Source organism: Mesorhizobium sp. M0001, from assembly GCF_040324255.1.
In the GTDB taxonomy this organism is placed as follows: domain Bacteria; phylum Pseudomonadota; class Alphaproteobacteria; order Rhizobiales; family Rhizobiaceae; genus Mesorhizobium.
The window spans coordinates 25,921-42,428 of the sequence record NZ_JAMYVS010000020.1 but is presented as its reverse complement, the minus strand read 5'-3'; the positions used below and the strand labels follow the sequence as shown (position 1 = coordinate 42,428).

At 63.7% G+C, this 16,508-nt stretch carries 19 protein-coding genes; 12 read left to right on the top strand and 7 right to left on the bottom strand.

What is annotated here, in order from left to right:
- Positions 1-10 precede the first annotated feature (10 nt).
- Positions 11-265 carry a DUF1344 domain-containing protein gene (locus NKK50_RS29350; protein WP_023685405.1) on the bottom strand — a complete coding sequence of 85 codons (255 nt, stop codon included), beginning with the start codon at positions 263-265 and terminating at the stop codon, positions 11-13.
- A gap of 183 nt (positions 266-448) precedes the next feature.
- Here NKK50_RS29350 and aroC point away from each other — a divergent pair, with 183 nt between their 5' ends.
- Both aroC and ribB read left to right on the top strand, forming a co-directional pair.
- The gene (gene aroC, locus NKK50_RS29345) at positions 449-1,564 is read left to right on the top strand and encodes a chorismate synthase (RefSeq protein ID WP_352544269.1); all 1,116 of its coding nucleotides are present in this window, start codon (positions 449-451) and stop codon (positions 1,562-1,564) included.
- 74 nt (positions 1,565-1,638) lie between these two features.
- A complete protein-coding gene (ribB, locus tag NKK50_RS29340; protein WP_023668438.1) occupies positions 1,639-2,739 on the top strand; it encodes a 3,4-dihydroxy-2-butanone-4-phosphate synthase in 1,101 nt (366 codons plus the stop codon).
- 329 nt (positions 2,740-3,068) lie between these two features.
- Here the strand turns inward: ribB and NKK50_RS29335 are convergent, their stop codons facing one another.
- Positions 3,069-4,292: an MFS transporter gene (locus NKK50_RS29335; protein ID WP_352544268.1), complete on the bottom strand. Its 1,224-nt coding sequence runs from the start codon at positions 4,290-4,292 to the stop codon at positions 3,069-3,071.
- Positions 4,293-4,410: 118 nt separating this feature from the next.
- Between NKK50_RS29335 and NKK50_RS29330 the strand changes: the two genes are divergently transcribed.
- The 8 genes from NKK50_RS29330 (at position 4,411) to NKK50_RS29295 (ending at position 11,031) form a co-directional block, all read left to right on the top strand.
- Positions 4,411-5,019, top strand: coding sequence for a TetR/AcrR family transcriptional regulator (locus NKK50_RS29330; RefSeq protein ID WP_352544267.1), 609 nt, complete (start codon positions 4,411-4,413; stop codon positions 5,017-5,019).
- Positions 5,020-5,113: 94 nt separating this feature from the next.
- Positions 5,114-6,097 (top strand): hypothetical protein, encoded by a 984-nt coding sequence (locus tag NKK50_RS29325; RefSeq protein ID WP_352544266.1) that lies wholly within the window; start codon positions 5,114-5,116, stop codon positions 6,095-6,097.
- A 71-nt stretch (positions 6,098-6,168) separates the two neighbouring features.
- Entirely contained in the window at positions 6,169-7,095 is a 927-nt protein-coding gene (locus NKK50_RS29320; protein WP_352544265.1) for a histone deacetylase family protein, read from the top strand.
- A gap of 3 nt (positions 7,096-7,098) precedes the next feature.
- Positions 7,099-7,350 carry an exodeoxyribonuclease VII small subunit gene (locus NKK50_RS29315; RefSeq protein ID WP_023668433.1) on the top strand — a complete coding sequence of 84 codons (252 nt, stop codon included), beginning with the start codon at positions 7,099-7,101 and terminating at the stop codon, positions 7,348-7,350.
- 38 nt (positions 7,351-7,388) lie between these two features.
- On the top strand, positions 7,389-7,655 hold the full coding sequence (locus NKK50_RS29310) for a DUF2277 domain-containing protein (RefSeq protein WP_023668432.1): 267 nt from the start codon (positions 7,389-7,391) through the stop codon (positions 7,653-7,655).
- 10 nt (positions 7,656-7,665) lie between these two features.
- A complete protein-coding gene (locus NKK50_RS29305) occupies positions 7,666-8,586 on the top strand; it encodes a pirin family protein (protein WP_023687141.1) in 921 nt (306 codons plus the stop codon).
- Between the two features lie 101 nt (positions 8,587-8,687).
- Positions 8,688-10,601 (top strand): 1-deoxy-D-xylulose-5-phosphate synthase, encoded by a 1,914-nt coding sequence (gene dxs / locus NKK50_RS29300; protein ID WP_352544264.1) that lies wholly within the window; start codon positions 8,688-8,690, stop codon positions 10,599-10,601.
- Between the two features lie 145 nt (positions 10,602-10,746).
- Complete coding sequence (locus NKK50_RS29295) at positions 10,747-11,031, top strand: hypothetical protein (protein WP_023668429.1); 285 nt, start codon at positions 10,747-10,749, stop codon at positions 11,029-11,031.
- On the opposite strand, the gene NKK50_RS29290 is transcribed toward NKK50_RS29295, so the two are convergent.
- A complete protein-coding gene (locus NKK50_RS29290; protein ID WP_023668428.1) occupies positions 11,028-11,429 on the bottom strand; it encodes a GFA family protein in 402 nt (133 codons plus the stop codon). The genes NKK50_RS29295 and NKK50_RS29290 overlap by 4 nt on opposite strands.
- 146 nt (positions 11,430-11,575) lie before the next feature.
- Here NKK50_RS29290 and NKK50_RS29285 point away from each other — a divergent pair, with 146 nt between their 5' ends.
- Entirely contained in the window at positions 11,576-12,370 is a 795-nt protein-coding gene (locus NKK50_RS29285) for a TlyA family RNA methyltransferase (protein ID WP_023702017.1), read from the top strand.
- A complete protein-coding gene (locus NKK50_RS29280) occupies positions 12,367-13,602 on the top strand; it encodes a class I SAM-dependent RNA methyltransferase (protein WP_352544263.1) in 1,236 nt (411 codons plus the stop codon). Before NKK50_RS29285 ends, NKK50_RS29280 begins: the two co-directional genes overlap by 4 nt.
- 66 nt (positions 13,603-13,668) lie before the next feature.
- Here the strand turns inward: NKK50_RS29280 and NKK50_RS29275 are convergent, their stop codons facing one another.
- The 4 genes from NKK50_RS29275 to NKK50_RS29260 all read right to left on the bottom strand — a co-directional run bounded on the left by NKK50_RS29275 (position 13,669) and on the right by NKK50_RS29260 (position 16,490).
- Positions 13,669-14,058: a type II toxin-antitoxin system VapC family toxin gene (locus NKK50_RS29275; protein ID WP_023709873.1), complete on the bottom strand. Its 390-nt coding sequence runs from the start codon at positions 14,056-14,058 to the stop codon at positions 13,669-13,671.
- Positions 14,045-14,320, bottom strand: a complete 276-nt coding sequence (locus NKK50_RS29270) for an AbrB/MazE/SpoVT family DNA-binding domain-containing protein (RefSeq protein WP_084569973.1) — start codon at positions 14,318-14,320, stop codon at positions 14,045-14,047. Before NKK50_RS29270 ends, NKK50_RS29275 begins: the two co-directional genes overlap by 14 nt.
- A gap of 79 nt (positions 14,321-14,399) precedes the next feature.
- Positions 14,400-15,812, bottom strand: coding sequence for a metalloprotease TldD (tldD, locus tag NKK50_RS29265; RefSeq protein WP_031239407.1), 1,413 nt, complete (start codon positions 15,810-15,812; stop codon positions 14,400-14,402).
- Positions 15,813-16,022: 210 nt separating this feature from the next.
- Positions 16,023-16,490, bottom strand: coding sequence for a YbjN domain-containing protein (locus NKK50_RS29260; RefSeq protein ID WP_050590349.1), 468 nt, complete (start codon positions 16,488-16,490; stop codon positions 16,023-16,025).
- Positions 16,491-16,508 lie beyond the last annotated feature (18 nt).

Below are 16,508 nucleotides of genomic sequence, written 5' to 3'. Positions count from 1 at the left end.
GGCGTCGGTGTTACTCGGTGTCGGGCAGTTCCATGTCGGTGACGACGTTCTCGCCATTCGTCACGTCATAGGCAATGACGATATCCATGCCGGGCTTCAGCGAATCGAGATCGGTCTCGGCGTTGAGCTTGAAGGACTTGCCGTCCTCCAGCGTCAGCGTCAGCGCGTCCTTGTCGACCTTCTTGATCAGGCCTTCGGTCTGGCCGGCATAGGCGGCGGTGGAAATCAGCAACATGGCGGCAGCAGCGCCAATCAGGGTACGCATCGTCGTCCTCTTTGTCATTGCGCCTGCACGGATGGCGGCGAGCTTTCAACGGGCGGATGGAAGAGAGCAGAAACCAACCGAATGTGTCAAAACTAAAACCGCCGGATCACAGTTTGACCGCTGTGGAAAACGCCAATAGAACGCACCTTTGATCCGGTCCGCTGCCGGGCAGGGCTAAAATTCATGTCTCACAACACGTTCGGCCATCTGTTCCGCGTCACCACCTGGGGCGAAAGCCATGGCCCGTCGCTCGGCTGTGTCGTCGACGGCTGCCCGCCCGGGATCCGCTTCACACGGGCCGAAATCCAGGCCGAACTCGACAAGCGCCGTCCCGGCCAGTCACGTTTTGTGACCCAGCGCCGCGAGCCGGACGAGGTGAAGGTGCTGTCCGGCTTCATCCTCGACGAGGACGGCGAGACGATGATCACCACCGGCACGCCGGTCTCGATGCTGATCGAGAATGTCGACCAGCGCTCCAAGGACTATGGCGAGATTGCCCGCCAGTACCGTCCCGGCCACGCCGACTACACCTATGAAGTCAAATACGGCCTGCGCGACCATCGCGGCGGCGGTCGTTCCTCGGCGCGCGAGACGGCCGCGCGTGTGGCCGCCGGCGCGCTCGCCCGTAAGGTGGTGCCCGGAATGGTGGTGCGCGGCGCGCTGGTCTCGATGGGCGAAAAATCGATCGACCGCGCCAACTGGAACTGGAATTTCATCGGTGACGTCGAAAACCCGTTCTTCACCCCCGATCCGGCCTCCGTTCCGGTCTTCACCAGCTATCTCGACGGCATCCGCAAGTCCGGCTCCTCGGTCGGCGCGGTGATCGAGATCGTCGCTGACGGCGTGCCCGCCGGCCTTGGCGCGCCGATCTACGCCAAGCTCGACCAGGACATCGCGTCCGGCCTGATGTCGATCAACGCCGTCAAGGGCGTCGAGATCGGCAACGGTTTTGAAGCCGCCCGCATTACCGGCGAACAGAATGCCGACGAGATGCGCATCGGCAATGACGGCAAGCCGGTCTTCCTGTCCAACAATGCCGGCGGCATTCTGGGCGGCATCTCGACCGGCCAGGCGATCGTCGCCCGCTTCGCCGTCAAGCCGACCTCGTCGATCCTGACGCCGCGAAAATCCATCGACAAGGACGGCAACGACGTCGACGTCATGACCAAGGGCCGCCACGACCCCTGCGTCGGCATCCGCGCCGTGCCGATCGGCGAAGCCATGGTTGCCTGCGCCATCGCCGACCATTATCTGCGGCACCGGGGACAGACAGGCCGGGGATTAGGCAGTAGGGATTAGGTAATAGGCCAGCCCATCCTTCCTTCCCTAACTCCTACTGCCCAACCCCTATTCCCTGCGAGCGAAGCGAGCCAATGCCATACGATCAGAAGAAAATCGTCGAAGCCATCCGCGCCTTCGAGCGCGGCGAGATCGTCGTCGTCATGGACGATGACGGGCGTGAGAACGAGGGCGACCTGATCGTTGCCGCCGTGCATTGCAGCCCGGAGAAAATGGCCTTCATCATCCGTCACACCTCCGGCATCGTCTGCACGCCGATGCCGCGCGAGGAGGCCAAGCGGCTCAATCTGCAGCCGATGGTCGCCGACAATGATTCCGCCCACACCACGGCCTTTACCGTCAGCGTCGATTTCAAGCATGGCACCACCACCGGCATTTCGGCCGAGGACCGCACGCTGACCGTGCGCAACCTGGCCAACGGCAATGTCGGCGGTTCGGATTTCGTTCGCCCCGGCCACATCTTCCCGCTGATCGCTAGGGAAGGCGGCGTGCTGATGCGTTCGGGCCATACCGAAGCCGCGGTCGATCTCTGCAAGCTTGCCGGCCTGCCGCCGGTTGGCGTGATCTCGGAGTTGGTCAATGACGACGGCACCGTCAAGCGCGGCCCGCAGGTGGCGAGCTTTGCCGAGGAACATGGCCTCAAGCAGGTTTCGGTCGCCGACCTCATCGCCTACCGGCAGCGCAAGGAAACGCTGGTCGAACGCGTCGCCTGCTCCGAAATCGACACACTCGGCGGCAAGGCACAGGTCTTCACCTACACGCTGCCCTGGGATTCCATGCACCATGTCGCGGTCGTTTTCGGCGACATCCGTGACGGCGAGGACGTGCCGGTGCGGCTGCATTCGGAGGATGTGGTGACCGACGTGTTCGGCACCAGCCACCGGCTCGACGCCATTATGAAGGCGATGGGCGAACGCAAGCGCGGCGTCATCGTTTACCTCCGAGAGGGTTCGGTCGGCGTCGCCCATCAGGAGCGCAACCGGCCGATGAGTGCCGACCGTGAGGACCACGAAGAGGCCCGCCGCCGTGAGAACGAGTGGCGAGAAATCGGCCTCGGCGCCCAGATCCTGAAGGATCTCGGCATTTCCTCGATCAACCTGATCGCCTCGCGCGAGCGCCACTATGTCGGGCTTGAAGGCTTTGGGATTCACATCGCGAAAACTGAGATTATCTAGTTCGTCGCGCAAGAGCGACGCTGCCGAAAAAATTGCGCGGGCAGGTCGCCTGCTTCTGCGATTTGCTGAAGCCTCCACGCGTTCGTCATCCTATGGCGAAGCAAGGAGCGAAGCGACGCGGCGCAGACCATAGGATCCATGCCGCGACTTCGATGCGTTGCAACGGTGCAGAATTCTGCTCCGCTGCACCCTTCGGTCAAGGTAACGGAATGGGTCCTCGGGTCTGCGCGGCCGCTTCGCTCCCGCTCGCGCGTGGATGACGACACCAGAGGCCTCACCTAATTCCGAACGTTTGCGATCGTCTCCAAAGCCAACGTCAGGCCATATCCTCACTCCGCGGGAACGGCGGCCGCGTCGCATCCGTCCAGCTCGCATGTGTGGGTGGCCAGGCTGCGCTGGCCCAGCAACACCGTGACCAATGCGATGACGCCGGCCGCCACCGAGACCCAGAACCCGTTGCGGGCGCCGAATTCATCCACCACCGCACCGGCGGCAAACGAACCGAGCGCCATGCCGATGCCGATGCCTGTCATCACCCAGGTGATGCCTTCGGTCAGCATCGCTTCCGGCACGTGGCGTTCGATCAGGCCGAAGGCGGTGATGAAGGTTGGCGAGATCGCCACGCCGCTGATGAAAACGGTCAGCGCCAGCAGCGGCACCGTGTCGGCGGTGAGCGGCAGCAATGTGCCGAGCGCAACGAGGGCGACCGCGAGGGCCAACTGGCGCTGCAGCGGCGCTTTCAGGTTGAGCGCACCGACGACGAGGCCGAGCACGAACGATCCCAGCGCATAGACGCCGATGACGAGGCTGGCGGCGCCCGGCTGGCCGAGTTCCTTGGTGATCGCCACCGTGCTCACTTCCGTCGTCGCGAAGGTGGCGCCGACGAAGATCAGGGCGAAGGTGATGATCTGCACCGGCCTGAGCCGGATTGCCGAGCCGGTCGAGACATGATTCACCGGCCGCACTTGTGGTTCGGTCGAACGCTGCAGGATGAAGGCTGCCGAGCCAAGGGCGAGGAATAGCGTGCTGACCAGGACACCGGCTTCCGGGAACAGAGCGGCACTCAAGCCCACCGACAGCGATGCGCCTGCAATGTAGACGAGTTCGTCCGCCGCCGATTCGAAGGCGAATGCGGTGTTCATCTGCGGCCGGCCGCGAAAAATCTCGGTCCAGCGCGCGCGCACCATCGCCGGCATGCTGGGCATGGCGGCGGCCGCCAGTGCCGACACAAACAGCGTCCACACCGGCCAGTCCTGATTGGCTGCGGCAATCAGCACCGCGAAGGCGAGCACGGTGAGGATGGTGGTCGGAACCACGATCCGCGTCTGGCCGAGGCGATCGACCAGCCGTGATATCTGCGGCGCCACGAAAGCGTTGCTCAGCGCGAACGTCGCCGAGACAGCTCCCGCCAGCCAGTATTCGCCATGTGTCTGCGACAGCATGGCCACGATGCCGATCGGCGCCATGGCGATCGGCAGCCGCGCGAGGAAACCCGCGGCGGCAAACCCCTTGGCTCCAGGGGTACGAAAGATTTCCGAGTATGGGTTTTGCATGGCTGGTTCCTCGACAAAGGCCAATTCGACAATTACATACGGTGCGTATGAATATAGGTAGTCGATACGCCGCGTATGTCAATTGGCATACGAAGCGTATGTGAATAAGGCCAGAACCATGCACAGACCCCGCAAGGAGATGATTGCCGAAACGCGCGCCAAGCTGATCACGGCGGCCCGCCACGCTTTCGGCACAATCGGCTATGCCGAGGCGTCGATGGACGACTTCACCGCCTCGGCCGGGCTGACCCGCGGCGCGCTCTACCATCATTTCGGCGACAAGAAGGGCCTGCTGCAGGCTGTCATCGCCGAAATCGATGGCGAGATGGCCGTCCGCATCCATGAGATTGCGTCGCGGGCGCCAAGCCGCTGGCAGCGTTTCGTCGACGAATGCACGACCTATATCGAGATGGCGCTGGAGCCGGAAATCCAGCGCATCATGTTTCGCGACGGTCCGGCTGTGCTCGGCGATCCGGCGCAATGGCCGAACGCCAATGCCTGCGTCGACTCGATGACCGATCATCTGACGGCTCTGCAGCAGGAGGGGGTGGTCGTCCCCGGCGTCGACCCCGAAACCGCCGCCCGGCTGATCAACGGCGCCAGCAGCCAGGCGGCGCAGCGCATCGCCAATTCGAACGACCCCGAAGCGACGTCGAAGACCGTGGTGGCAGCCTTCCAGCAACTGCTTGAAGGCCTTCTCAAAAAACAGGGTTCGCAGCCGGCCTGAAATCTGGTCGGCCGAGACCCGGCATTTGCCGAGATTGACAATTCCCGGCCCGGGTTCATGCTCGCCGTCCATCTCTGAGGGGAGATTCGGGCGCATGTGGGATTTCGAAATCGGCAGGTCGGTGTCCATCATGATCAGGACATGGCCATTCATCGTCTTTCGCATGATCGTCTATTTCGGCATCACGCTCGCCTATATCGTGGCGACCGGCAGCGGCGCCTCGGTCGGCTATGGCGTCGGCCATATCTCCACCGATCCCGACGGGCCGCTTTCCTTTGCACTGTGGGGCGGCATCGTCGGCATCGGCATCGTTTCGATCGCGCTCTACTGGATCCGCGAATACATCCTCTACGTCGTCAAGGCCGGCCATATCGCCGTCATGGTCCATTTGATCGATGGCCGGGACGTTCCCAATGGGCAGGACCAGATCGCCTACGCCAAGGACGTGGTGAAGGAGCGTTTCGCCGAGGCCAACATCCTTTTCGTGGTCGACCAGCTGGTCAAGGGCGCCATCCGCGCCATCACCGGCCTGATCGGCGGCATCGCCGCCTTCCTGCCCATTCCGGGCCTCGGCGGTCCGGTCGCTTTCATCAATACGGTGATCCGCCTGTCGCTGACCTATGTTGACGAGATCATCCTCGGCTACAATATCCGCATCAACTCGTCGTCGCCCTTCGAAACCGCCCGGCAAGGCGTCGTGCTCTATGCCCAGAACGGCAAGACCATGGTCAAGAACGCGGTCTGGCTGGCTGTCATCATGTGGGCCGTGTCCTTCGTCATCTTCCTTTTGATGCTGGCGCCGGCCGCCGCCATCATGTGGTTCATACCGGGGCAGCTCGGCGGCTGGGCCTTCGTGCTCGCCATCCTCCTTGCCTGGGCCTTCAAGGCGGCCTTCATCGAACCCTTCGCCATCGCCTGCCTGATGCAGGTCTATTTCAAGAACATCGAAGGCCAGGTGCCGAACGCCGAATGGGACCAGCGGCTGGCCGAGGCGTCGTCCAAGTTCAGGGAACTCAGGGACAAGGCGGTGGCTTCCTTCGGCGGCTCGCGCTGGACGCAGCCCGCGCCCGTGGTGTAATCCCTGTTGAACGTCGGGGCGGTGAGGCGTCAAACCATGGTCAAAGCGGCCGGGCGCGCCTATATCGGGTCATGGTCACCAGGCTCTACACCCATCCGATCTTCCTCGAACATCTGACGCCCCCCGGTCATCCGGAGCGGCCGGACCGCTTGCGCGCTATCGAGCGCGTGCTCGACGACGAGGCCTTCACCGCACTCGATCGGGTCACGGCGCCGCAAGGCGACGAGGCCACCATTCTCTACGCCCACCCCGAGGATTTCGTCGCCCGCGTCCGCGCCGCGATCCCTGAGAGCGGCATCGCCTCGATCGACGCCGACACCAGCGCCAGCCCGAAAAGCTGGCAGGCGGTGGTCACCGCCATCGGTGCGGCCAACGCCGCCGTCGACGACGTGTTCGAGGGCCGCGTCGCCAATGCCTTCGTCGCCGCGCGTCCGCCCGGCCATCATGCCGAAAAGACCACGGCCATGGGCTTTTGCCTGTTCAACACCGCGGCGATCGCGGCCCGCTACGCGCAGAAGAAACACGGCGCCGAACGTGTCGCCATCGTCGACTGGGACGTGCATCACGGCAATGGCACGCAGGACATTTTCTGGGACGATCCCTCGGTGCTCTATTGTTCGACGCACCAGATGCCGCTCTATCCCGGCACCGGGGCTAAAAACGAAACCGGCGCCGGCAACATCGTCAACGCGCCGCTGGCGCCGCAGACCGGCTCGGACATGTTTCGCGATGCCTTGCTGTCGCGCGTCCTTCCGGCACTCGACAATTTCGCGCCCGATCTGATCATCATTTCCGCAGGCTTCGACGCTCACCATCGCGACCCGCTGGCCGAGATCAACCTCAGCGAGGACGATTTCGACTGGGCGACAGGCCAGTTGCTGGAACGCGCCGGGCGCCACAGCGGCAACCGGCTCGTCAGCCTGCTTGAGGGCGGCTACGATCTGCAGGGACTGGCATTTTCGGTCGCCGCCCATGTCGGGCGGCTGATGAAGGGGTAAAGTATGGCTGGCGAAGCAAATGAAGACGTGAAGGCGATGAGCTTCGAGCAGGCACTCGACGCGCTGGAAAAGATCGTCGATGATCTGGAACGCGGCGACGTGCCGCTCGACCAATCGATCAAGATCTATGAGCGCGGCGAGGCGCTGAAGGCCCATTGCGACCGGCTGCTGAAGGCGGCCGAAGACAAGGTCGAGAAGATCAGGCTGTCGCGTGATGGCAAACCGGTGGGAACGGAGCCGCTCGACGCGGAGTAGTGGAATGGGGCGGGCATAAAGCAGATAGGAGTTCAAGCATGTGCAGAAACATCAAGACCCTGTTCAATTTCGAGCCGCCGGCGACCCATGACGAGATCCGCGACGCCGCCCTTCAATTCGTGCGCAAACTGAGCGGAACGACGCGCCCCTCGCAGCGCAACCAGGCAGCCTTCGACCGTGCCGTCGAGGCGATCGCCGAATCGGCGCATGAATTGCTGCATTCGCTGGAAACCACGCATCATCCGCGCAATCGTGAAGAGGTGGCGGCCAAGGCAAAAGCCAAATCGGCGCTCCGCTTCGCCTGAGGACATCCAGATGAGTTTCTTCCCCGGCAAGGACCCTGAGCCTGGCGATGCCTTCGCCAGCGACCAGATCGAGCTCATGGTCATTCCAAACGCCAAGGACATTGGCGGCTTCCAGGTTCGTCGCGCTCTGCCGACGGCAAAGCGGCGGCTGGTCGGTCCCTTCATCTTCTTCGACCGCATGGGGCCGGCGATCTTGCGCGCCGGCCAGGCGATGGATGTGCGCCCGCACCCGCATATCGGGCTTTCCACCGTCACCTATCTGTTCGACGGCAATATCAGGCACCGCGATTCGCTCGGCACCGAGATGGTCATCCAGCCCGGCGACGTGAATTTGATGACCGCCGGCCGCGGCATTGTCCATTCCGAGCGCACGCCCGAAGAACTGCGCGGCGCGCCGATGTCGGTCTCCGGCCTGCAGACATGGCTGGCTTTGCCCGACGGCAAGGAGGAAGTGGCGCCGGTGTTCGAGAACACGGCCGCGCTCCTTCTGCCCGAGATCGACGCCGAAGGTGTTTCCGGCCGCGTGGTGATCGGCGATTTCCAGGGACTGCGCTCGCCGGTAAGAGCCGACACCGAGACGCTCTACGCCGATCTGAGGCTGGCGCCCGGCGCCAGCGTCAAAATTCCCGCCGACGCCGAGGAACGCGCCATCTACACGCTGGACGGCGATGTCTCGGTTTCGGGCGACCGTTTTCCGGCCGAACGGCTGCTGGTGTTCCGGCCTGGTGACGAGATCGTCGTGTCGTCCGAGCGCGGCGCCCATTTCATGCTCTTCGGGGGCGCTTCGCTCGGCTCTCCGCGCCACATCTGGTGGAACTTCGTCTCGTCGTCGAAGGAACGCATCGAACAGGCCAAGCAGGAATGGAAGACGGGCCGCTTCGATATCGTTCCTGGAGATGAGGAAGAGTTCATTCCGTTACCGGACAATTAACGTCAGCATCACCCGCGTCACTGACACGCATTTACATTCCGGCGACGCAGGCATATTTCGCCATGATCGACGCGCATTATAGCTGAGCAGGCCCTTTAACAGTGAACGCAACGCTGCATACGCCGCTTCTCGACAAGGTCCGCATTCCAGCCGACCTGAAGAAGCTTGACGAAAGCGAGCTGCCGCAGCTGGCCTCGGAGCTGCGCGCCGAGCTGATCGATGCCGTCTCGCATACGGGCGGGCATCTCGGCGCCGGCCTCGGTGTCGTCGAACTGACGGTGGCGCTGCACTATGTCTTCAACACGCCGGAAGACCGCGTGATCTGGGATGTCGGCCACCAGGCCTATCCACACAAGATCCTGACCGGCCGCCGCGACCGCATCCGAACGCTCAGGCAAGAAGGCGGCCTGTCCGGCTTCACCCGTCGCGCCGAGAGCGAATACGACCCGTTCGGCGCCGCGCACTCTTCGACCTCCATTTCCGCCGGCCTCGGCATGGCCATGGCGCGCGACCTCTCGGGCGGCCACAACAATGTCATTGCCGTCATCGGCGACGGCGCCATGTCCGCCGGCATGGCCTATGAAGCCATGAACAATGCCGGCGCGCTTGATGCCCGGCTGATCGTCATCCTCAACGACAACGACATGTCTATCGCGCCGCCGACCGGCGCCATGAGCGCCTATCTGGCGCGGCTCGCGTCGGGCAAGACCTATCTTGGCCTGCGCGATTTCGGCAAGAAGCTGACCTCCTATCTCGGCAAGCGCGCCGACCGCGCCATCAAGCGGGCGGTCGAGCATGCGCGCGGCTACGTCACCGGCGGCACGCTGTTCGAGGAGCTTGGCTTCTACCATATCGGCCCGATCGACGGTCACAATCTCGAGCATCTGATCCCGGTGCTGAAGAACGTCCGCGACCATGCCGACGGCCCGGTGCTGATCCATGTCGTGACCCAGAAGGGCAAGGGCTACGCGCCGGCCGAGGCCGCGGCCGACAAATATCACGGCGTCAACAAGTTCGACGTCATCACCGGCGCGCAGACCAAGGCCCCGGCCAATGCGCCGGCCTACACCAAGGTGTTCGCCGAGAGCCTGGTCCAGGAGGCCCGCCTGGACGACCGCATCGTCGCCGTCACCGCCGCCATGCCGAACGGCACCGGCCTCGATTTGTTCGGCGAAGCGTTTCCGACCCGGACCTTCGATGTCGGCATTGCCGAGCAACATGCCGTGACCTTCGCCGCCGGCCTCGCCAGCGAGGGCTACAAGCCCTTCGCCGCCATCTATTCGACCTTCCTGCAGCGCGCCTACGATCAGGTCGTCCATGATGTGGCGATCCAGAAACTGCCGGTGCGTTTCCCGATCGACCGCGCCGGTTTCGTCGGCGCCGACGGCGCCACTCATTGCGGCGCCTTCGACACCACCTTCCTGGCGACGCTGCCGGGCTTCGTGGTGATGGCGGCCGCCGACGAGGCGGAGCTTCGCCACATGGTGCGCACCGCCGGCTATTATGACGAAGGCCCGATCGCCTTCCGCTATCCGCGCGGCAATGGCGTCGGCGTCGACATGCCGGAGCGCGGCTCGGTGCTCGAAATTGGCAAGGGCCGCATCGTCAGGGAAGGCACCAAGGTGGCGCTTCTGTCCTTTGGCACCCGGCTGCAGGATTGCCTGCTGGCGGCCGAGGAACTCGGCGCGGCCGGATTGTCGACAACGGTTGCGGACGCCCGTTTCGCCAAGCCGCTCGACGAGGATTTGATCCGCCGTCTTGCCCGCTCGCACGAAGTGCTGGTGACGGTGGAAGAGGGCGCTGTCGGCGGTTTCGCCAGCCACGTGCTGCAGTTCCTCGCCCATGAAGGCTTGCTGGAAAGCGGTCTGAAAGTTCGGCCGCTGGTGCTGCCAGACGAGTTCGCCGACCACGCCAAGCCGGAAAAAATGTATGCCGATGCCGGGCTCGACGCGGCCGGCATCGTGCGCACCGTGTTCGTCGCGCTCGGCCATTCCGCGCGCGCGCAGCGCGCCTGAATCAAACCTCACGCAGCTGAAGCAGTTGCCTGTGCAAGCTTAACACTTTGTTAACGCTTCTCTTTGGCGTTTCGCTTACCGTCTCTTTTGGCCGTTTTTCAACGCCGCCCTGCTAGAACTGCCTCTAGGCAGGGAGTTAAAAACAATGCGAACGCTTCTGTGCGGCGCGGCCCTTTTGGCCGTCATCGCCGCGCCGGCCATGGCCGAGACGCGCTATGACCGCAAGCTCGAACAGGCGGTGGCAGGCATCGTCGCCCGCAAGATGGGCGATATCAGGGGCGCTTTTTCCTACAAGCAGGTGCCGCAGCTTGTCGTCGTGCCGGACGCACCAGTCGTTGCTGTCGAGCGCCCGCGCAAGCAGGCTTCAGATGACGGAAGCGACGGCCTGATGCCGGCCGTTGAACGGCAGGTCTCACGGACGATCTTCTAAAACCACATATCGCGCACGCAGCGCCCATCGCGCGGCAGGTCGTCATAAGTGTCCAGCCCGTCGAAATGGTCGATCGGCAGGTCGGCGACCGCCTCAGGCGGTGCCAGCCTGACATTGACGGCGATACGCGTGCGGCTGCTGTCGCTGCGGCGCAAACCGCGCCAGGCAAGCACACAGGCACATGTCGGGCAAAACAGGATTTCCAGCGACGGCGTCTCCTTGCCGGCGCGGGTGTAGGACTGCACAGGCCCCGCAAGCCGGATACGCTCGTCGACAAAGTCATAGGCCCAGAGCGTGCCATAGCGGCGGCAAAGCGTGCAATTGCAGGCCGTGATCGGGCCGGGATCGCCTTCCAGCGTCCAGTGGGCGGCGCCGCAATGGCAGGTTCCCGTCAGCATTCGTCTTCCTCCGCATTGCCTGAGCCTCTACATCTTGCCGGACTGGCTGCGCTATTCAACCGGGCGGACTGGCTTGCGGCCCGGGTCTCGACGTCCTCCCATGCCAATGTCCTTGCCTTCGCGGCCGGCTTTCGCCATGAAGGCCGATGAACTCCCCTCTGCCAGCCAGCACACGCCAGCGGCTCGACGAATTGCTCGTCCAGCGCGGCCTGTTTGCGAGCCGCTCGCGCGCCCGCGACGCGGTCGAGCGCGGCACCGTGACGGTCGACGGCGTGGTCGCCCGCAAGCCCGGCCAGACGGTTCTGCCGCACTGTCTCATCGTCATCGACGACCCGGCGCAGGGTTATGTCTCACGCGCGGCGCTGAAGCTGATCGCCGGGCTCGACCATTTCAGTCTCGATCCCGCGGGCAGTGAAGCCCTCGATATCGGCGCCTCGACAGGCGGCTTCACCCAGGTGCTGCTCGAACGCGGCGCGGCCCATGTCACTGCCATCGATGTCGGCCACGGCCAGATGCATCCCGGTGTCTCGTCCGACCCGCGCGTCACCGTGATCGAGGGCCTCAACGCTCGCGAGCTCGCGGCTGCCGATCTCGGCGGCCGTATCCCCGATTTCATCGTCTCCGATGTCAGCTTCATCTCGTTGAAACTGGCGATGCCACCGGCGTTGGCATTGGCACGGGACGGCGCTCGTGCGGTGTTTCTGGTCAAGCCGCAATTCGAGGCCGGCCGCGAGGCGATCGGCAAGGGCGGTCTTTTGAAAGACCCTTATGACGCCGCCCGTGTGGCCGGCTTGCTGCAGGAATGGCTCGAAGGCGTCCCTGGCTGGCGTACATTGGGCTTGCACATGTCGCCGATCGAAGGCGGGGACGGCAACCGCGAATTCCTGCTTGCCGGGATCAAGGATGCCGGGACCAAGGATGCCGGGACCAAGGACCGATGAGCACGGGCTTCACCATCAAGAGACTGGGTTCGCAGGGCGACGGCGTCGCCGAGACGGAAACCGGCGAGCTGTTCATTCCCTTCACCCTGCCCGGCGAGACCGTCACCGCCGCGCGCGAGAGGGATCGCGCCATGCTGATGGCGGTATTGGAGACGTCGCCGCTGCGTATCGATCCGGCCTGCCGGCATTTCACCGAATGTGGCGGCTGCGCCGTCCAGCATCTGCAAGCCGACGCTTACCAGCAATGGAAACGCGACAAGGTCGTGCACGCCTTGAAAGGCATTGCCGGCGACATCGGCGCCCTGGTGCCGTGTGCGCCACACACACGCCGCCGCGTCGTGCTTGCCGCCAGGCGCGCCGACACAGGCATGCTGCTTGGCTTCCATCGCCATCTTTCGCCGGAAATCATCCCCATCGAGGAATGTCCGATCTCGCTGCCGGAGATCGTTGCCGCGCTCGATCGCTTGAGGTCGGTCGCCGACCTGGTTTGCGCCACCACCAAATCGTTCCGGATGGCGGTCACTGTGACGGGCTCGGGGCTTGACGTCGCTGTCTATGAGTCGGGCAAGCTGGGCGAGAACCAGCGCCGGGTCGCCTCCAACTTCATCATGGCCAATGGCTTTGCCCGGCTTTCGATCGACGACGAGATCGTCATCGAGCCGAAAAAGCCGGTGGTCATGTTCGGCACCGTCGCTGTCGCCATACCGCCTGGCGCCTTCCTGCAGGCAACGCAAGCCGCCGAACAGACGATGGCCGATCTCGTTGGCGGACATCTGAAGCGGGCCAGGAAAGTCGCGGATCTTTTCGCCGGCTGCGGCAGCTTTGCGCTTCGGCTGGCGGCCAAATCCGAAGTCCACGCGGTCGAAGGCGACGCGGCAGCCCTTTCGGCGCTCGACCGCGGATCGCGCTTCGCCACCGGCCTGAAGCGGGTAACCGGCGAACGCCGCGACCTGTTCCGGCGGCCGCTGACGTTCAAGGAGCTGAATGCTTTCGATGGCGTCGTCTTCGACCCGCCGCGCGCCGGCGCCGAGGACCAGTCGAAGCAGATCGCCCGCTCGGATGTGCCGTTCGTCGCCGCCGTCTCCTGCAATGCGGTGACGCTGGCACGCGACCTGCGCATCCTGATTGACGGCGGCTACATCTTGAAGAGCGTCACGCCCATCGACCAGTTCCTGTGGTCGCCGCATGTCGAGGCCGTGGCGCTGCTGGAGAAGCCGAAACGGCGACGTTAATCCGCCGATTTTCACAAGGCCGTGCTTGAGTTTGCCGCCCCCCGCAAGACGTAGCCGGCTGGCAAACTAGCCTTCGCGAACGCTTTCGTACCCGGCCGCTTGTGCGGCCTTGATGAACTTACGGTCGAAGGACACAAATGCTGAGCAGTGCGAGGACTTGCCCAGATGGAGCGCATCGGCGAAATCCATTCCCGTCTCGGCTAGATCGACCGCGGAAGAGACCATCGCAGCATCCTCTATCTCGATAGTGGGAAGCCCGCCGAACACCCGCAGTGCATTGACGATCGAGGCCTGATCATAACCATAGCCGCTGCGCAGCACCCACTCAGCCTCCAGGATCACCGTGACGGCGACGAAAACGGGCTGACCGTCGATCAGCCGCCGGGCTCGCGGGGACTGCTCGGGATCGTCGTTCGTCAGATACCTGACGACAACGTTGGTATCAATCGCGAGCATGGCGCCGCCGTGCTTCAGCAAGGACGGCTGCGTCCATCTCCTCCAAGGTCTTCGGTCTGCCACTGTGCGGCAGGACACCAAAGACATCTTCTGGTCGTGTCGGGACAAAGGCAGGCGCCGGTCTCAAAAGTACACCGTCCGGTGTGTCTTCGACCTGCAGGCGCGTGCCCGCGCCCCAGTCCCTCCGTTTGCGGATAGCGCTGGGCAGGATGACTTGTCCCTTGGTCGAGACGGTCGTTATAAGCTTTTCTATTGCACCCATTGCGGTATTACCCTTGTGTAAGACAAAGGTAAGATATCCCTGTGAGGGGAACTATTCAAGCCCGCCGACGTCTCCTCGCTCAAACCCTGGTGCCGCCGAGGGTCATCTGGTTCATCCTGAGATGCGGCTGGCCGACGCCGACCGGCACGCCTTGTCCGGCCTTGCCGCACATGCCGATGCCGGTGTCGAGTTTCATGTCGTTGCCGATCATCGAAACGCGGTGCATGGCGTCCGGTCCGTTGCCGATCAGCATGGCGCCCTTTATCGGCTGCGTCACCTTGCCGTTCTCGATCATGTAGGCCTCGGTGCAGCCGAACACGAACTTGCCTGACGTGATGTCGACCTGGCCGCCGCCGAAGGATACGGCATAGATGCCGGTCTTGACCGAGGCGATGATCTCGTCCGGCTCCATGTCGCCCGCCGTCATATAGGTGTTGGTCATGCGCGGCATCGGCTGGTGCGCATAGCCTTCGCGCCGGCCGTTTCCCGTGGCTTTCATGCCCATCAGCCGGGCGTTCTGGCGGTCCTGCATGTAGCCGACAAGCTTGCCGTCCTCGATCAGCACATTGCGGGCCGAAGGCGTGCCTTCATCGTCGACGGTCAGCGAACCCCGCCGCTCCGGCATGGTGCCGTCATCGACCACGGTAACGCCCTTGGCCGCCACCTGCTGGCCCAGCAGGCCGGCGAAGGCGGACGTCTTCTTGCGGTTGAAGTCGCCTTCCAGCCCGTGGCCGACAGCCTCATGCAGCATGACGCCCGGCCAGCCGCTGGACAAAACGATGTCGAACGTTCCGGCCGGCGCGGGAATGGCTTCGAGATTGACCAGCGCCTGCCTGAGCGCCTCCCTGGCCGCATGCTTCCAGGCGTCCTCGACCAGGAACTCGCCGAACGCCTTGCGCCCGCCCATGCCATAGGAACCGCTTTCCTGGCGGTCGCCGTCGCCGACGACGACGGAAACGTTGATGCGGACCAGCGGGCGGATGTCGCGCACGATCTGGCCGTCGGCGCGCACGATCTCGACATGCTGCCAGGACGCCGCGAGCGAGGCCGTCACCTGGCGCACGCGCGGGTCCTCGGCACGCAGCCATGCGTCGATCTCCTGCAACAGCTTGGCCTTGACCTCGAAGGAAGGCGAGGGGATCGGGTTCTCCTCGCCATAGAGATGGCGGTTGGTGCGCGCGGGCGCCCCGGCAAGCGTGCCGGAATAGCCGCCCTTGACGGTCGAGACGACGTCGGCGGCGCGCAGCAGCGACGCCTCGGAAAGATCGCTGGAATGGGCGTAGCCGCTGGCCTCGCCGGCCACGGCGCGAAGGCCAAAACCCTGGTCAGTGTTGAAATTGGCGGTCTTCAGCCTGCCATTGTCGAACATCAGCGCTTCGCTCTCGCTGTATTCGAGGAACAGTTCGCCGTCGTCGGCGCCGTTCAGTGTGTCGGCGACGATCCGCTTGATGCGATCGTCTGAAATGTCGAATTGGCCGGTCAGGCTGTTCATGGCAGGTCCGCTCACAGGAGGAATGGTGTTGCCACGATGTAGGCGCGAAGACGCGCCTGCACAATCCGCAATGACGATCCGCAGCCGGACAGTGGAGCGCTAATGCATGTCGCCCAGAAGTGTGCCGCGGTTCTGGGACAACGACATGCATCAAACAAAGACCTAAAGCGCGTCGTATGAATCCGTTTCAGCGCGACGCGCTTTAGGGCCCTACTTCTCGTCCACGAACGCTTTGATGTCGCTGGTCATGGAATCCCAGTTCGAGAACTGCTCTTCGAGATAGGAGCGGGTAACCCCGCCCCTGAACATGACATCCATCTTGAAGTTCGACCCGTCACCGGAAAAGGCCTTCACCCAGCGGTATTTCTTGTTCCATTCATTGGCCTGGTCGGCCGTGAAGGGGTCGGTATAGCCCGAGGAGAACTGGATAGACTTGCACTTCTCATGGTTTTCGCAGCCATAGAAGTAGATCACATATTTCATGCCCTGGAGCCGGCCGGAGATCATCGGATCACCGCCGTCATCCTTGTCCATCTTGGCCGAGCCATAGCCTTTCGCAAGCTCGAAAATGACGGCCGGATCGGGCGCCGTGATGATTTCGGTATCCTCGGCAAAGGCGACGGAAACGGCGCCGGTCAGGATCAGACCGGTCGAAAAAAGCAAAGAAAAAGCACGCATGATGACCCCCACAGCCAA

Bases quoted from the DNA above. Each gene is read 5' to 3' on its own strand.
- NKK50_RS29325 (WP_352544266.1), top strand. From the start codon at position 5,114: ATGTGGGATTTCGAAATCGGCAGGTCGGTGTCCATCATGATCAGGACA.
- tldD (WP_031239407.1), bottom strand. From the start codon at position 15,812: ATGAACAGCCTGACCGGCCAATTCGACATTTCAGACGATCGCATCAAG.
- NKK50_RS29260 (WP_050590349.1), bottom strand. From the start codon at position 16,490: ATGCGTGCTTTTTCTTTGCTTTTTTCGACCGGTCTGATCCTGACCGGC.
- NKK50_RS29270 (WP_084569973.1), bottom strand. From the start codon at position 14,320: ATGGGTGCAATAGAAAAGCTTATAACGACCGTCTCGACCAAGGGACAA.
- NKK50_RS29315 (WP_023668433.1), top strand. From the start codon at position 7,099: ATGGCTGGCGAAGCAAATGAAGACGTGAAGGCGATGAGCTTCGAGCAG.
- NKK50_RS29320 (WP_352544265.1), top strand. From the start codon at position 6,169: ATGGTCACCAGGCTCTACACCCATCCGATCTTCCTCGAACATCTGACG.
- NKK50_RS29350 (WP_023685405.1), bottom strand. From the start codon at position 265: ATGCGTACCCTGATTGGCGCTGCTGCCGCCATGTTGCTGATTTCCACC.
- NKK50_RS29335 (WP_352544268.1), bottom strand. From the start codon at position 4,292: ATGCAAAACCCATACTCGGAAATCTTTCGTACCCCTGGAGCCAAGGGG.
- NKK50_RS29330 (WP_352544267.1), top strand. From the start codon at position 4,411: ATGCACAGACCCCGCAAGGAGATGATTGCCGAAACGCGCGCCAAGCTG.
- NKK50_RS29280 (WP_352544263.1), top strand. From the start codon at position 12,367: ATGAGCACGGGCTTCACCATCAAGAGACTGGGTTCGCAGGGCGACGGC.
- aroC (WP_352544269.1), top strand. From the start codon at position 449: ATGTCTCACAACACGTTCGGCCATCTGTTCCGCGTCACCACCTGGGGC.
- ribB (WP_023668438.1), top strand. From the start codon at position 1,639: ATGCCATACGATCAGAAGAAAATCGTCGAAGCCATCCGCGCCTTCGAG.
- NKK50_RS29290 (WP_023668428.1), bottom strand. From the start codon at position 11,429: ATGCTGACGGGAACCTGCCATTGCGGCGCCGCCCACTGGACGCTGGAA.
- NKK50_RS29305 (WP_023687141.1), top strand. From the start codon at position 7,666: ATGAGTTTCTTCCCCGGCAAGGACCCTGAGCCTGGCGATGCCTTCGCC.
- NKK50_RS29310 (WP_023668432.1), top strand. From the start codon at position 7,389: ATGTGCAGAAACATCAAGACCCTGTTCAATTTCGAGCCGCCGGCGACC.
- NKK50_RS29275 (WP_023709873.1), bottom strand. From the start codon at position 14,058: ATGCTCGCGATTGATACCAACGTTGTCGTCAGGTATCTGACGAACGAC.
- NKK50_RS29295 (WP_023668429.1), top strand. From the start codon at position 10,747: ATGCGAACGCTTCTGTGCGGCGCGGCCCTTTTGGCCGTCATCGCCGCG.
- NKK50_RS29285 (WP_023702017.1), top strand. From the start codon at position 11,576: ATGAACTCCCCTCTGCCAGCCAGCACACGCCAGCGGCTCGACGAATTG.